Raw genomic sequence first — 14,386 nt, forward strand, 5'->3', positions numbered from 1 at the left:
ACGATGTAATCCCGATAGAAAGAGAGCCTTTCTATCGGGATTTTTTTTACCTTACCGTGCAAGCAGCTTATTCAAGCGTTTTATAAAGTCGGCGGTGTCTTTGAGCGTACTGCCTTCCAGCAGCAGCGCCTGATCCAATAGCACAAATGCGGTGTCGGCAATGAGCGCTTCATCATCGGTATCCTTGAGCCGCTGCAGGATAGGGTGTTCCGCATTGATTTCCAAAATGGGCTTTACCTCACCGCGGAGCTGCTGTCCCATTGCCCGCATCATGCGCTCCATTTGCAAGCTCGGATCGTTTTCATCCACCACGATACACGAAGGAGAGTCGGCAAGCCGCTTTGAAAGGCGTACCTCTTTTACCGCATCGCCGAGCGCGTTTTTAATCTTTTCAACAATCGGCTTAAAATCCTTTTCCTTCTGCTTTGCTTCTTTCTTTTCTTCGTCAGTGCTCAGCTCTTCGTCGGATCCGGCGCGGTTTGCAGCTTTGAGTTCCCAATCCTTATACTTGCCGACAGAGGGAATTACGATATCGTCAATTTCATCCGGCATAATCAGCACTTCAAAGCCTTTCGCCTTGTATGCTTCCAAGTGCGGAGACTGTCTGAGCGCCTTTTCATCGCCGCCGGTGATATAGTAAATCGCCTTTTGCCCTTCCTTCATCCGCTGTACATAGTCGGCAAGGCTCGTCCAGGTATTTTCCTCATTCGTTGTTCTAAAGCGGATCAGTTCCAAAAGCTCGTCGCGGTGTTCATAGTCGCTGTACAAACCTTCTTTTAACGGACGGTTGTATTCGGCGATAAAGGTTTCGTATTTTTCCTTATCATTTTCAGAGAGCTTTTTAAATTCGCCTAAGAGCTTTTTTACCGATGCTGAGCGGATATTGTTCAAAATGCGGTTCTGCTGCAAGATTTCGCGGCTGACATTGAGCGGCAGGTCTTCACTGTCGATAATACCGCGCACAAACCGCAGATACACCGGCAGCAATTCTTTTTCGTCCTCCGTGATAAATACCCGCTTTACAAAGAGCTTTACGCCGGGCTTGTAGTCGGCATGGTACATATCAAAAGGCGCCTTTGCCGGAACATAAAAGAGCGTGGTGTATTCCTGCGTACCCTCCGCCTTGGTGTGGATGTACAGGAGTGGATCTGTAGAATCGTGCGAAAGCGACTTATAAAAATTCTTATAGTCCTCGTCTTTCAGCTCAGACTTCGGTTTTTGCCACAGAGCGCTTGCATCGTTGATCTGCTCGCTCTTTGCTGCCTGCGATTTTTCGTTCCCCTTATCATCATATTCTTTGTGGATATAGTGGAGATAAATCGGGAACGCGATATGATCCGAATAGCGTTTGATAATGTCTTCGATCTTCCAGCGGCTTGCAAATTCGGAATCTTCATTGTTCAGATACAGGGTGATGCAGGTTCCGTTAGCCCCTTCGGGAACATCATCGATGAGCGGGAACGCTGAATCATCGGTTTGCTCCAGTTCATATTCGCCCTTGCCGTCGGAAATCCACTTCCATACGGTATTTTCGCCTGCTTTTTTCGAAACTACTTCGATTTTTGATGCAACCATAAAGGCTGAATAAAACCCGACCCCGAATTGTCCGATCAGGTTGGAGTCTTTTTTATCTTCCGCGGCAAGCTGCTCCAAAAACGCCTTGGTGCCGGAGCGGGCGATCGTACCGAGGTTGTTTTTGATGTCCTCATCGTTCATACCGATACCCGTGTCGCGGATAGTCAGCGTCGGCGTTGCGGCATCTTCGTTAAACGTAATATCGATACGGGGATTGAATTGCAGATTTTTTAATGCGGCATCCGATACGGTCAGATATTTCAGCTTATCGAGCGCATCGGAGGCATTCGACACCAGCTCCCGCAGGAATATTTCCTTATTTGAATACAGAGAATGGATAATCAGGTGGAGCAGCTGATTAACTTCCGTTTGAAACTCATACTTTGCCATGCTATAACCTCAATATATGTAAGTAATTTTTTTTAATGTACTCAAAATAGTAAAAAACGGCAAATTAGCGTATTCCAATGCAGAGTACGAATATTCACCTTTCCACATAAATCAAACTATTTTTTTGGCATCCTAATTTTCTTTTTTTATTGTTGATTTTTCCATTTTTATCCCTTATACTGATACGGTAGAGTCAGTTCATTGATGAACAGTCTTTAAAAATCTCAATTTTTTAGGGACTTCCCTTAGGTATCTTTTGTGCGTATCCGTTTTGGGTATCCACAATTACATAATATCTTTCCGGATGGAGTATGCTATGGTATCATTAACCGTGAACGGCCGGATTGTTGAAGCCGAAGAAAACCAAAAACTTATTTATTTTTTACGCGATTCACTACGTTTAACTTCCGTTAAAAACGGTTGTATGGAAGGTGCATGCGGAACGTGTACTGTTTTAATAGACGGAAAGCCGATGAAGGCCTGTGTTCAAGTGGCCGGTAAATTAGCGGGAAAGACAATTACAACGCTTGAAGGGTTCCCCGAACGCGAGCTTGCCGTATATCAATATGCGTTCGCTCATTGTGGCGCGGTGCAATGCGGTTTCTGTATTCCAGGAATGATTATTTGTGCAAAAGCGTTGATAGACGAAAATCCTAATCCTTCATCCGCGGATGTAAAGCAGGCTATCCGCAATAATATTTGCCGCTGTACCGGCTATGTAAAAATTGAAGAAGCTATTTTGTTGGCTGCCAAGATACTGCGAGAAAACACGCCTGTGCCGGAAGGAAAAACCGAAACGGCTGTAGGAAGCAGCGCGCTCCGTGTTGATTCATACGCGAAAGCCGCAGGTACAGCCGAATATGCCGATGATATGTATTTGGATGGTATGTTGTACGGAAGCGCGGTACGTACTGCATACCCGCGGGCAAAGGTATTGTCTATCGATACCGAAGATGTGGAAAAGATGCCCGGCGTTCATCTTGTAATGACGGCAAAAGATCTTCCCGGTATGCAAAAAATCGGGCACTTAAAAAAAGATTGGGATGTGCTTATTCCCCTCGGCAAAGAGACGCATTATTTAGGGGATGCCATCGTTCTGATTGCTGCCGAAAGCCGCGAGATTTTGGCAGCTGCAAAAAAAGCGGTAAAAATCGAATATGAAGAATTAGCGCCGGTATGCTCTATAGCGGAAGCAATGGCGGAAGATGCGCCTCATGTTCATGAAAGCGGGAACCTTCTTTCAAAAGAACACCTCGTACGCGGCAATGCCGATGAAAAGCTGAAAAATTCAAAATATGTCGTTTCTCACCACTATTCCGTACCTCCGACCGAACATGCCTTTTTGGAGCCTGAAACGGCGGTGGCAAAGCCGGACGGAGAAGGCGGTGTCATTATTTATTCGGGGGATCAAGGTATATATCAAACAAAACGGGAATGTTCGGAAGCGACCGGCTTACCGATTGATAAGGTACGGGTTATCGCCAAGATGGTCGGCGGCGGCTTCGGCGGCAAAGAAGATATGAGCGTGCAACACCATGCGGCTATCCTTGCGTTAAAGACCGGACGCCCCGTCAAGGTGAGTTTAAGCAGAAAAGAGAGTATGATTATCCATCCGAAGCGGCACGCGATGGAGATGGATTTTACACTCGGCTGCGATGAGAACGGCTACCTAACCGGTTTAAAAGCCGTGCTCCATTCGGACACGGGCGCCTATGCCTCCCTCGGCGGGCCGGTACTACAGCGTGCCTGTACCCATGCGGCAGGGCCGTATAATTATCAAGATATCGACATACTCGGCTGTGCATGGTATACCAATAACCCGCCGGCCGGTGCATTCAGAGGATTCGGCGTAACACAAAGCTGCTTTGCCGTTGAATCGTGCATAAACCTATTAGCGGAAAAGGTCGGCATCAGTCCGTGGGAAATCCGCTACCGGAACGCAATTCGTCCCGGGCAAGTACTGCCAAACGGTCAGTATGCCGACGATTCAACCGCTCTTGTACAAACCCTCGAAGCGGTAAAGCCGTATTACGATGCGCATCCGAAAGCCGGTATTGCCTGTGCTATTAAAAACTCCGGACTTGGGGTCGGTATCCCGGACTTTGGCCGGACAACCCTGCGGCTTCAAGCAGACGGCGTACATATTTATTCGAGCGCAGCCTGTATCGGGCAGGGGGTTGGAACAATCCTCTTGCAGATTGTCAGCGAGGTGCTTAATCTGCCGCGCAGTCTTTTACACTACGAAACACCCGACACCAAGTTTGCTCCCGATGCGGGAGAAACAACCGCCTCGCGTCAGACCGTATTTACCGGTGAAAGTGCTCGTATGGCTGCTACCGATGTCAAAAGAGCGCTTGAAGAAGAACTGCAAAAGCGCGGCAAAACCGGTTGCCTTTCCGAACACATAGATATACTGCCCGAGCTGTTTACCGCCTTGAGCGCCAAAGAGTTTTTTGCGGAATATACCTATCCGACGGACAAACTGGGTTCCGACAAGCCTCATCCGGTAAGTCATGTTGCGTACGGTTATGCAACGCACCTCATCGATTTGGATGAAGAAGGAAAACTCGCGTATGTGGAAGCCGCACACGATGTCGGTCGTGCGCTTAATCCGATTTCGCTGGAGGGGCAGATCGAAGGCGGTGTCGTGATGAGCCTTGGGTATGCGCTGACGGAGGATTATCCGCTGCAAAAGAGTGTTCCGACTGCCAAGTTCGGTACGCTCGGCCTGTTTAAAGCGCCTCAGGTACCGCCGATAAAGGTTGATATTATCGAACATAATGATAATGAGCTTGCATGCGGCGCAAAAGGAGTCGGAGAAATTGCCAGTATTCCGACAGCGCCGGCGGTAGCGCTTGCGTATTATAACCGCGACGGTATTTTTAGAACAAAGCTGCCGCTGGAAAATACGCCGTATAGCCGGAAAAAGTAAACGAAAACGAAAAACCCGATTGAATGGGAAAGGATTGAAAAACCGGAAGATGCTTGAAAATAAATGAACCAGACAGGATTAGAAACTAAAATTAATTTTACGGGAAAGAATAAGCTTACAGATGAAGAATTTGTTGAGTATTATGAGCAATTATGGGATAAAACTCCTCATAGAGGAATTAATTGGCCAACAAAAGAACAGCTTGCTGAGAGTAAAAGAATAAGTTTAAACCGATATAATTTTTCTGAAGACACGTATGCAAATGATGAAAAATGGGTAAATGGTTCAACTTTTGGGTGGAATGACTACGAAATAAGTAATTACGGTCGTATAAAATATAAAGGTAGTATCGTTCTCCAAGATGACAACGAGTTAGATGGCTACCTTAAGTTATCTAAAAGCAATAAAGAAGTTGATCACAACATAAACGTTTATGAACTCATCGGAAGAGCTTTCTTAGGGAAAAGAACGAATGATGACTATGATATTCATCATATAAATGACGATGGCTACAATAATACGCCTGAAAATTTAATTTTATTAACCAGAAAACAATATAATTTAATTCATTGCAATATAAAAATAAAAAAAGAGAATGTTATAAAAGAACTAAAAAAATATAATTATTGTACGTTGATTTTGCACTTATCTAACTACAAAGCCTCCGTATTGAATACTCCAGAACAAATGAATTACAGAGGGAAAAAATATCGCCATATTCTACCAGAAGAAAAAAGAATGCTGAATCTCATTGATTCAGGATATAAAGATTCTTTAGAAAAATATATTACTGAAAGTAAGATAAAATTACATAGAGATTTTTCGCATTTAAATTCGTCACAGGCTCTTTGTTTGAATTTATTTTATCCGTTAATGAAAGACCATAGTTTGCAGTTCGTAAACAATAATATTTCTTTGTCCGCTATAGGAGAATTTGAACATACAGAAGAAGCTTCATTTGAAGTTTCAGGCGAATATACAAATTTTGATTTTTTTATTAATGATTCAAATACAAAATATTTTTTTGAAATAAAATATACAGAATCAAATTTTGGATCAATTGATACCGGTAATCCGATAGAGGCGTATCAAACTAAATATAAAAATAATTATTTATCACAACTGAAAAAAATCTGTAATGAAAAATATTTAAACGATAACTTCGAGGATGAATTTTATAAAAAATATCAGCTTTGGCGTAATATCTGCCATGTGGATATCGGTACAATTACTTTTGTATTTTTAAAATCACGAATTAATTTGAAAAATGAAATCGATAGTGCAATGAAAAAATGTAAACCTGAATATGCTGCAAAAATAAACATTATCTATATTGAAGATTTCATTAGCAGATGTCTTGAAAATAAGAACTTGCCTTTTTATAATCACTATTCCGAGTTTTATAATAAATACTTAAAAAATATTTAACAAATATTCTAAATACTACATTACTAAAAAAGCCGATTAAACACATGGCGTGTTCAATCGGCTTTTTGCTATTTTGACGGTTGAAAGCTTTTTACTTTATCGCTTCCGCAAGGTTATCCGTATTCAAAAGGCGGATCTTGTTTGCCGTATCTTGTACGAGCAAACCTTTTTCCGTAACGGTTATCGCCGTGTACGGAAGAACGGTTACCGTAGATTTTGCTTGCATTTCGAGGTTATTGTTGAATCGTGCAAGGTAATTTTTGCCTGATTGTTCAATTACCGCATAGTAGCTGTCATCAACCTGTATTAAAAGACTCTGTGCAGCAACCGGTACTGTTGCCTGTTTAGTCATTTCGAGCGTGCGGGGGTTAATGCCAACAAGTGTAATCATCTGGTTACCGGATTTTGAACCGGCAATCGCGATAAGCGAATCCGTTCCTTCGATAAGGACACGTCCGCGCACGGTATTCAACGACGAGGTTTTCAGTGTTTTTTCTGTTTTAAGGTCGAGCAGTACCACTTCGGAAAGCATGGAGCCGGAGTCAACTACTTTCAGCACAGCACTGGGTAATGCAGATGCAAAAGCCGCCTCATCTTGAGCTTTCCGCTCAGCTCGTTTTTCTTCAATGATTTTCCGAGTATCTGCAGCAACATCCTTCCGGTCGCTTTGAGCTTCTTGTTCTTTTGTATCGGCAAATTGTTTTTCGGAAGAAGCTTCCTGTTCTTTGTCTTGAGCTTTTTTTGCAGCTTCATTGGCGGCTTTCTGCTTTGTATCGGCTTCTTTCTGTTTTGCCGCTGCTTCCTGATCGCCTTTTTTCGCTGCATTTGCTTTTTCGGCAGCAGCTTTATCTTTATTGCTTGCTTCTTGCTTATTTTTTGCTGCTTCCTGTTGTTTCTTTGCAGCCTCTTCAGCAGCTTTACGATCTTTCGGGTTTTTCTGAGCCTGCTTCTGCGCTGCTACCGCATCTTTTTCGGATTGAGCCGCTTTCTTCTTTGCTGCTTCTGCATCTTTTCGGGCTTTTTCCGCATCTTGCTTTGACTGAGTCGCCGCTGTTTTTGATTTGTCAGCTTCTTTTTGTGCGGCTGCAGCTTCATTCCGTTTTGTTTCGGCATCTTTCCGAGCCGCAGCGGCATCCTTCTGTGCAACATCTGCACGGTCGCGGGCAGCACTGCTTTCGCGCTCTTTCAGGTTGATCATGTCTTTGCGTGTTGCGATATCTTTATCATCCTGTTCGCGCATCTTGCTAACGACGTTTTTATCGGAGATCGATTTCGTATCGATCGCGCTTAACGTACCGCTATATTTTTGATCGGAAAGCGGGATAACAATCTGTGTCTTTCCCGGCCATTCATCATAGCGCAGGGCAAGACCGGCTTTATCGGCAGTCAAATTCTTGACAACAACCGCTTTATACTTACTTTTGAACATATTCATGTCACCGCGGTATACGGCGTTATAAATTGTTACAAAATGTGCAATCGTATTTGCATCTTTTTCGGAGTATCCGTAAGCACGCCGTAAATAACCGGCGATAATAACTCGTAAGTTGTTGATATGGTCTACTCTTGCTCCGCTTCCGATAATCATGATATCGGCATCGAGACCGGTTTTCACCGACGGATCAACTGCATGGATAACGGCGTAGCGGTTCGTATCGCCGGCACGTCCGCGCTGAGCAGCTCCGGCAAGCGACTCTCCGATTTCAGCGATTGCCCGCAGCGTATCGATTTCGGCATGAGGCCCTGTGTAGTTGATAAATTCAATCGGCGTATTTTCGGCCTGCTTCAGTTCACTTTGATCGACCTCTATTGCAAAAGCCATACTCATAAAGGCAAATGTACAGAGGCATACAAGCGCTATTCTTTTCATTGAACAACCCCTTTCTATGAAGATGATACGAAGAAATTCCAACCCATTAGGACGTATCCTGAAGGAAGAGAGCTTCTCAGTAAAACAAAGTTCAATCCTATTCTACTATAGTTTTTATTTTTTGTCTTGCGTACTGCTTAATATTTTCGGGAAAGGCGCCCGCCGCGATGGTAAACAATGCTTTTACAGCTGAACCTGCGGTCTGTTTATCGCCATATTTTGCAATTTCGGTTAAAGCATCACAGGCTGCATACGCAGGTTCATAAATACGGACTCCGCAGCGTTGCAGTAACAGTTGTATCGATTCGATCGAATGTCCGTCAGGGTCGGCGGCAATAAATCCTAATGCCCGGATGATTGCAACGGCTAAAGTTGGGTCGTAGGTTTTTGATGCTTCGCCGAGTAAAATGGTTCGGTATTCCAATGATTCCAATAGTCCAAGCAATTCCGCTGCCCGTGCCCGTTCGTATACCGTAAAATCGTATGGAAAATATGCTGCCCGCTGATTGTTTGTTAAAATTGTTTGCAGAGTAAGTGCGTAGGCTGCTTCATTTGTACCGATTGTTCCTTTGGTAACAGCTTCGTCAATGCTTGATAACAGTGTTCCCGTATCTCCATAGGGGACAAAGAAAGGCAAGGTTTGCGTTTTTTCTTGTGTTTTCAAAATGTGATACTGCGGCGGTACGTCCCGCTGGGGAGAACTTTGCATAATCTTTGTGTCCAGCCGCCAGCTGTTGATCACCCAATCATTGACGGCAATAAGGATCCCGCTTGGTGTGATAACAGGCAGAAAAGCCGAGGTGAGTATCTTTTGTTCCCGCTTTACGCTTCCCGTTCCGCTGATAATTGCCGCTATACTTTTGCAGGCGATGTAATATTCGCCGTCCGTTTTGCTGTAATATAACGGAAGTGTGAGGCAGCTGTTCAATTTTGACGTCCAAGCGATTTTGTTAGAGGTAATATTCCGTGCCGAAACGGTGCCGTCAGCATATATGCATACCAGTTCATCGCCGGAATTTTGCATAAACAGCGGAGCTGTTTCTTGTGTTTGCCAAACTGCAAACCCATCGGTTTCTCCCTGCGGCACAAGTGAGGATGTGTTTTTTTCTTGGGAAATGGTACTGCGGTAATAGGTAAGGATGCCGTCACCGGTGCTCATCACATACCCGCCGGGAGCGGCCGAGAGTACTGCAATATCTTTTTTTAGTGTTTTTGTATTTAACACCTGTCCGGTAAGCGAAACGGTTACAAAGTCTTTGTTCGTAAGCGTCAGCAGTAATGATGCCGCTCCCGTTTCGCATAATTGCCGTGCCGGCGGAGAAGATAATGTAACCTGCCATTTGAGCTTCCCTTTTATGGAAAAACAGTAAAGATTGGATTTCGTCAGCACGCATATTCTGCCGTCTGTAGTGCTGTAAGGAGCATATAATGCCGGCTCCGGCAGCTGCACCGACCACAGATAAATCCCCTGTCCGGAAACTGCTTGCAGCATCCTCGACGCATCTGCAATAATCAATATTCCCGAATTTGATACGCTTAAAAACGGTTTTATTGTCCGCTCAATATTCCGCCGCCATACAAAGGAACCGGTATAATCGATACAGTTAAGCGCTTGATCCGAGCTTAATGTATAAAGATATTCTCCATGTAAGACCGGATCGCAGAGTGTTTCACCCGCCATAACCGCAGACCACTGTGCTTGTTCTGTTTGTGCGGTTTGTGCAGTAAGCAACCGTGTCGGAATCAGCAAAAACATACATGAAAAGGCTGCTGTAAGTAAGGATGTTAAAAAGCGTTTCGGTTTTGTCATCGTATAAAAATTCCTAAAAGTTCACAGTGGTGTGTTTGCGGATAAAAGTCGAACAAATGGTATTCGATAAATCGATACCCCAATGCGGTTAGTTTTTTTGCATCGCGGACAAAGGTTGCGGGATTGCATGAAACATAGTGAATGCGCGGTATTTTTGCTTGCCCCAGATAAGTAAGCGCCCGTTCGTGGATGCCCTGCCGCGGCGGATCGATGATAGCAGCATTATATGTAAGCTGTGCGGCGGGGATGTCCGGCCAATCGGCGTCGGAAACGGCATGGAAAAAGCCGCGGCAGGGGCTGTTCTTTTCTGCAATAATCCGGTTGAGGTTTTGCTGTGCTGTCCGCAGCGCCCGCTCATTGTGTTCCACCAAATGAAGCTCGGAAGCTTTGTCCGTTAAAAAAGCGGAAAAGGTGCCGACACCGGCATAAAAATCGAGTATCCGCGTACATGGGGGGATATCCGATACCGGTTCAATCAGTTTTTCCAGCATTGTGATATTCGACTGAAAAAAGCCGAATACGCTAAAGTTCAAAACAGTGTCTTTTACTCGTGCCGAAGCGTCGGGATGAACGGGACTGTATACGTCATCTTGTGCAAAAATATGGTAACGGTCTTGAGCGATTTTTGTACTGCGAGGAAAAAGTTTTTGCAACCCACCTTGTTGTAGAATAGTACGCAAAGCCGGTGTTGCAATGGGACAGTCGTGTACGGGAACAACCGTGTTGCTCGCAAACCCGTGCATCCCGATTGTTCCGTTTTTATCTGTATGGAATTGAAACCGATTTCGATATTCCCATGCGGGTCCCGTAATAAAAACCGGCGGACGTTCCGGAGTAATATGTGCTCTGTCGAAAAGCTCTGCAACCATTGCCTGCCGAAGTACTTGTTGAAAGTCGTTATCAGCCATTTGCAGATTACATCCGCCGCAGTGCCCGAAATAAGGACAGGCCGGTTCAATCCGGTGCGGAGAAGGTGTGATGATTTTTTTTATAACCGCTTCGCTGTAATCACGCTTATTTGCCGTAACGGTAATATCGAGTTCTTCATCGGGGAGTGCAAAAGGGATAAATATCGTTTTCCCATCTATCCGTGCCAGCGCTTTCCCGCCGAATACGATTTTTTCCGTAGTAACTCGCATGAGATGCAGTATACAGGAAACCGGACGTTTTATAAAGGCGCGGGAAAGATTGTGTGCATTGGCGATGTATCAACTCAGATTTCCTTGTATTTTTTCTCTTGACAGTATATGTTATTGTCCCTATAATCAAATAAACATCTGAACATCTGTTCATATATTTGTAGATAAAAAAAATCACCTTGCTGTTTTGAGAAAGCGAATGACCAAGGCCGGCAGGCGTGATAATCGGAATACATAAGGAGGCAGCGTAATGGAAAATCAAGAAGAACCGATGACTGACGAAACGGCGGAGTATTTTAACCCCGATGCCGTGGCTCATGCACGCTCAAAGATCCCCGACGAGGACACGATGACCGCATTGAGTGATTTTTTTAAGAACTTCGGTGATTCAACCCGTATCAAGATTGTATCCGCGTTAATGGCGGGTGAGCTGTGTGTTGCCGACATTGCAGAGGTGCTCGAAATATCCGCTTCGGCAATTTCTCATCAACTGCGTATCCTCAGACAAGCAAAAATAGTGCGTTCGCGGCGGGTGGGAAAACAAATCTACTATTCTATAGAAGACAATCATGTCGGCATCTTATACAGCGTCGGCATGGAGCATATTCTGGAAGGGCGCTGAGCCGAAGGGGCGGGGTAAACGCATCAGGTCGTTTTTTAATAACCCCGCGGAAAAATTGATACTATTCGACCAGAGTTGAACCTCTTCGCGGTTCAAATGGTCTCACAGTCTCAATTTTTCCGCGATTTTATCTACTCTACCTGATGCGTTTACCCATTTACCGGAAAAATGTGCGAAATTTTAAGCAAAATTTCGCACAGAAGGAAGGCAACCGCTAAAAATATTTTTAATGCGGTTGCCATGATCTAAGGAGGAGAGAAGATGGCTTGTAGTTGTATGGCATGTAATCATATACACGAAACGCATAATCATGATGAACATCATCATGACAGTTTGTGGGATAAACACGATATTATCCGGTTTAGCGTAGCGGCAGTGTTTTTTATCGCCGGAATTGTATTGAAAATTGCTTCCGAACCTTTCAAAATGACCGTTCAGTTCAGCGGCGCTTCTTACTCCATTGCACTTTCATCACTGCTTTTTGTCGGTTCGTGGCTTGCTGCGGGGCTGGAAGTTATCCAAACCTTGCTCAAGACCATCGGTAAGGGGACTATTTTTGACGAAAACTTTTTGATGACTTTTGCGACACTCGGTGCATTCATACTCGGAGAGTGGTCGGAAGGCGCTGCGGTTATGCTGTTTTATAACTTAGGTGAGCTGCTGCAAGCCGCTGCCGTTCAGCAGTCCCGCCGTTCCATTACCAACTTGATGGATTTGCGTCCTGAATTTGTCCGGCTCTACCGTAATCCTGCCGACTCCGAATCGGAGCACGGCGATGCACATAGTTGTTGCGGTCATGAACATGAAGATGATGACCACCATCACAGTCATGAGCACATTCACGCCGAGATGTGCGAATGCGGGCACGAACACGGTGAACATCACCATACCCATTCGGAAAACTGCGAGTGTGGACACGAACACAGCCATGAACATCATCACAAACATGAAGAATGCGATTGCGAGCATGAACACGAACATACGCATAATCATGCCGAAGAGTGCTGCTGCGGGCATCATCATGAAGGCGATGACCCTGACATTGTAGCTCCGGAAGATGTTCCTGTCGGTACGCTGATCCTCGTAAAACCGGGAGAAAAGGTTCCTCTGGACGGGATACTGGTCGAAGGAGCGTGTTCTTTTGACACCTCTTCGATGACGGGAGAGAGTGTTCCGCGTTTTATTGAAGCAGGCGGTACGGTACTTGCAGGATTCGTCAATACGGACGGGCTTGCGGTGATTAAAACTACCGTAGCGGCGGAAAATACTGCTGCGGCTAAAATGCTGCAGTTGGTGGAACATGCGCAAGACCGCAAGGCAAAAACGGAGCGGCTTATTTCGAGCTTTGCGCGGGTATACACGCCGATTGTAACGATCGGTGCAGTCGTGCTGGCGCTCCTTCCGCCGCTTGTACTTTCGGCTGTACACGGCAGCCCGCTTTCGTGGAACGCCTTTGTTCCGTGGATTTCGCGCGGACTGGTATTCCTTGTTATATCCTGCCCATGCGCCTTTGTTATCTCCGTTCCGCTCGGCTACTTCGGCGGACTCGGCGGCGCAGCAAAAAAAGGTATATTGATAAAAGGCGCAGATTTTATCGACTCGCTTGCCAAAACGGACAGCGTCGTATTCGACAAAACCGGCACATTGACCGCCGGTGTTTTAACGGTACAGCATATTCTTCCTGCAGAACAATTCAGCACGGAGGAATTGCTTGAACTTGCCTATATCGCCGAGTATCATTCCGGCCATCCGATTGCCGTTGCGATAAAAGGCGCTATTCAAGGGCAGCTCGGTAAAGAGAAAACAGCTGTGTTTGAAACAGAAGCAGCCGAACTCCGGCAATACACGGAAAAAGCCGGTTCCGGTGTTAAAATGCTGCGGAACGGACAGGAGCTTGCAGCTGGTTCCGCGCTGTTCATCTTCGGCGATGCGGAAAAGCAGCCTGCTTCCATCGCCCAAATCGAAGGAACAAAGGTATTCCTTTCCTACGGCGGGCGCTATACCGGCTGTATTATTTGCAGTGACAGCATTAAACCGCAATCCGCACAGGCAATACGGGAACTGCGCAGCGCCGGCGTCGGATACCTTGAGATGCTGACCGGCGATACGAAACGCACGGGCGAAAAAATAGCCGCCGAATTGCAGCTTGACCGCTGCAGCAGCGAACTTTTGCCGCATGAAAAGGTCGCTCGCTTTGAAGCAATCAGCGACGATCGGAAAAAGAGCAACGCCCACGCTGTCTGCGTGTTTGTCGGAGACGGGATTAACGATGCGCCTGTTCTTGCCCGCGCGGATGTAGGTATCGCGATGGGCGGAATCGGCAGCGACGCCGCAATCGAAGCCGCCGATGTCGTGCTTATGACCGATAATCCGCAGCTTATTCCGCAGGCAATCAAGTCGGCACGCTTTACACGGCAAATCGTTAAGCAGAATATCGTTATGTCATTTGTCGTTAAAATCGCCTTTTTGGCAGGCGGCGCTTTGGGCATTATCGGATTATGGGCAGCGGTGTTCGCCGATGTCGGTGTTGCACTTCTTGCCGTGTGCAATTCGTTGCGCGCACGGAGATAGGTTGTTACGGTTTGCTCTCAGCCAGTGCAGAAGCCGAAACGCTATAGCC

Annotated in this window: 8 protein-coding genes; 4 read left to right on the forward strand and 4 right to left on the reverse strand. The window is 45.7% G+C overall.

What is annotated here, in order from left to right:
* Window positions 1–51 precede the first annotated feature (51 nt).
* A complete protein-coding gene (gene htpG / locus E4N65_RS11845) occupies window positions 52–1,965 on the reverse strand; it encodes a molecular chaperone HtpG (RefSeq protein WP_044014373.1) in 1,914 nt (637 codons plus the stop codon).
* Window positions 1,966–2,281: 316 nt separating this feature from the next.
* Between htpG and xdh the strand changes: the two genes are divergently transcribed.
* Window positions 2,282–4,897: a selenium-dependent xanthine dehydrogenase gene (gene xdh / locus E4N65_RS11850; RefSeq protein WP_253673380.1), complete on the forward strand. Its 2,616-nt coding sequence runs from the start codon at window positions 2,282–2,284 to the stop codon at window positions 4,895–4,897.
* A gap of 63 nt (window positions 4,898–4,960) precedes the next feature.
* On the forward strand, window positions 4,961–6,325 hold the full coding sequence (locus E4N65_RS11855) for a PGN_0703 family putative restriction endonuclease (protein WP_044014369.1): 1,365 nt from the start codon (window positions 4,961–4,963) through the stop codon (window positions 6,323–6,325).
* 91 nt (window positions 6,326–6,416) lie between these two features.
* Here the strand turns inward: E4N65_RS11855 and E4N65_RS11860 are convergent, their stop codons facing one another.
* The 3 genes from E4N65_RS11860 to E4N65_RS11870 all read right to left on the reverse strand — a co-directional run bounded on the left by E4N65_RS11860 (window position 6,417) and on the right by E4N65_RS11870 (window position 11,144).
* A complete protein-coding gene (locus tag E4N65_RS11860; RefSeq protein ID WP_044014367.1) occupies window positions 6,417–8,195 on the reverse strand; it encodes a P83/100 family protein in 1,779 nt (592 codons plus the stop codon).
* Window positions 8,196–8,292: 97 nt separating this feature from the next.
* Entirely contained in the window at window positions 8,293–10,005 is a 1,713-nt protein-coding gene (locus E4N65_RS11865; protein WP_044014365.1) for an outer membrane protein assembly factor BamB family protein, read from the reverse strand.
* Entirely contained in the window at window positions 10,002–11,144 is a 1,143-nt protein-coding gene (locus E4N65_RS11870; RefSeq protein ID WP_253673381.1) for a class I SAM-dependent RNA methyltransferase, read from the reverse strand. Before E4N65_RS11870 ends, E4N65_RS11865 begins: the two co-directional genes overlap by 4 nt.
* A gap of 250 nt (window positions 11,145–11,394) precedes the next feature.
* Here E4N65_RS11870 and E4N65_RS11875 point away from each other — a divergent pair, with 250 nt between their 5' ends.
* A complete protein-coding gene (locus E4N65_RS11875; protein WP_253673382.1) occupies window positions 11,395–11,766 on the forward strand; it encodes an ArsR/SmtB family transcription factor in 372 nt (123 codons plus the stop codon).
* 261 nt (window positions 11,767–12,027) lie between these two features.
* Window positions 12,028–14,337 carry a heavy metal translocating P-type ATPase gene (locus E4N65_RS11880; protein ID WP_253673384.1) on the forward strand — a complete coding sequence of 770 codons (2,310 nt, stop codon included), beginning with the start codon at window positions 12,028–12,030 and terminating at the stop codon, window positions 14,335–14,337.
* Window positions 14,338–14,386 lie beyond the last annotated feature (49 nt).

Origin of the sequence: Treponema sp. OMZ 855 (genome assembly GCF_024181145.1) — a bacterium.
GTDB lineage: Bacteria > Spirochaetota > Spirochaetia > Treponematales > Treponemataceae > Treponema.

Coding starts and splice junctions, on each gene's coding strand:
- htpG (WP_044014373.1), bottom strand. CDS start 1,965: ATGGCAAAGTATGAGTTTCAAACGGAAGTTAATCAGCTGCTCCACCTG.
- xdh (WP_253673380.1), top strand. CDS start 2,282: ATGGTATCATTAACCGTGAACGGCCGGATTGTTGAAGCCGAAGAAAAC.
- E4N65_RS11855 (WP_044014369.1), top strand. CDS start 4,961: ATGAACCAGACAGGATTAGAAACTAAAATTAATTTTACGGGAAAGAAT.
- E4N65_RS11860 (WP_044014367.1), bottom strand. CDS start 8,195: ATGAAAAGAATAGCGCTTGTATGCCTCTGTACATTTGCCTTTATGAGT.
- E4N65_RS11865 (WP_044014365.1), bottom strand. CDS start 10,005: ATGACAAAACCGAAACGCTTTTTAACATCCTTACTTACAGCAGCCTTT.
- E4N65_RS11870 (WP_253673381.1), bottom strand. CDS start 11,144: ATGCGAGTTACTACGGAAAAAATCGTATTCGGCGGGAAAGCGCTGGCA.
- E4N65_RS11875 (WP_253673382.1), top strand. CDS start 11,395: ATGGAAAATCAAGAAGAACCGATGACTGACGAAACGGCGGAGTATTTT.
- E4N65_RS11880 (WP_253673384.1), top strand. CDS start 12,028: ATGGCTTGTAGTTGTATGGCATGTAATCATATACACGAAACGCATAAT.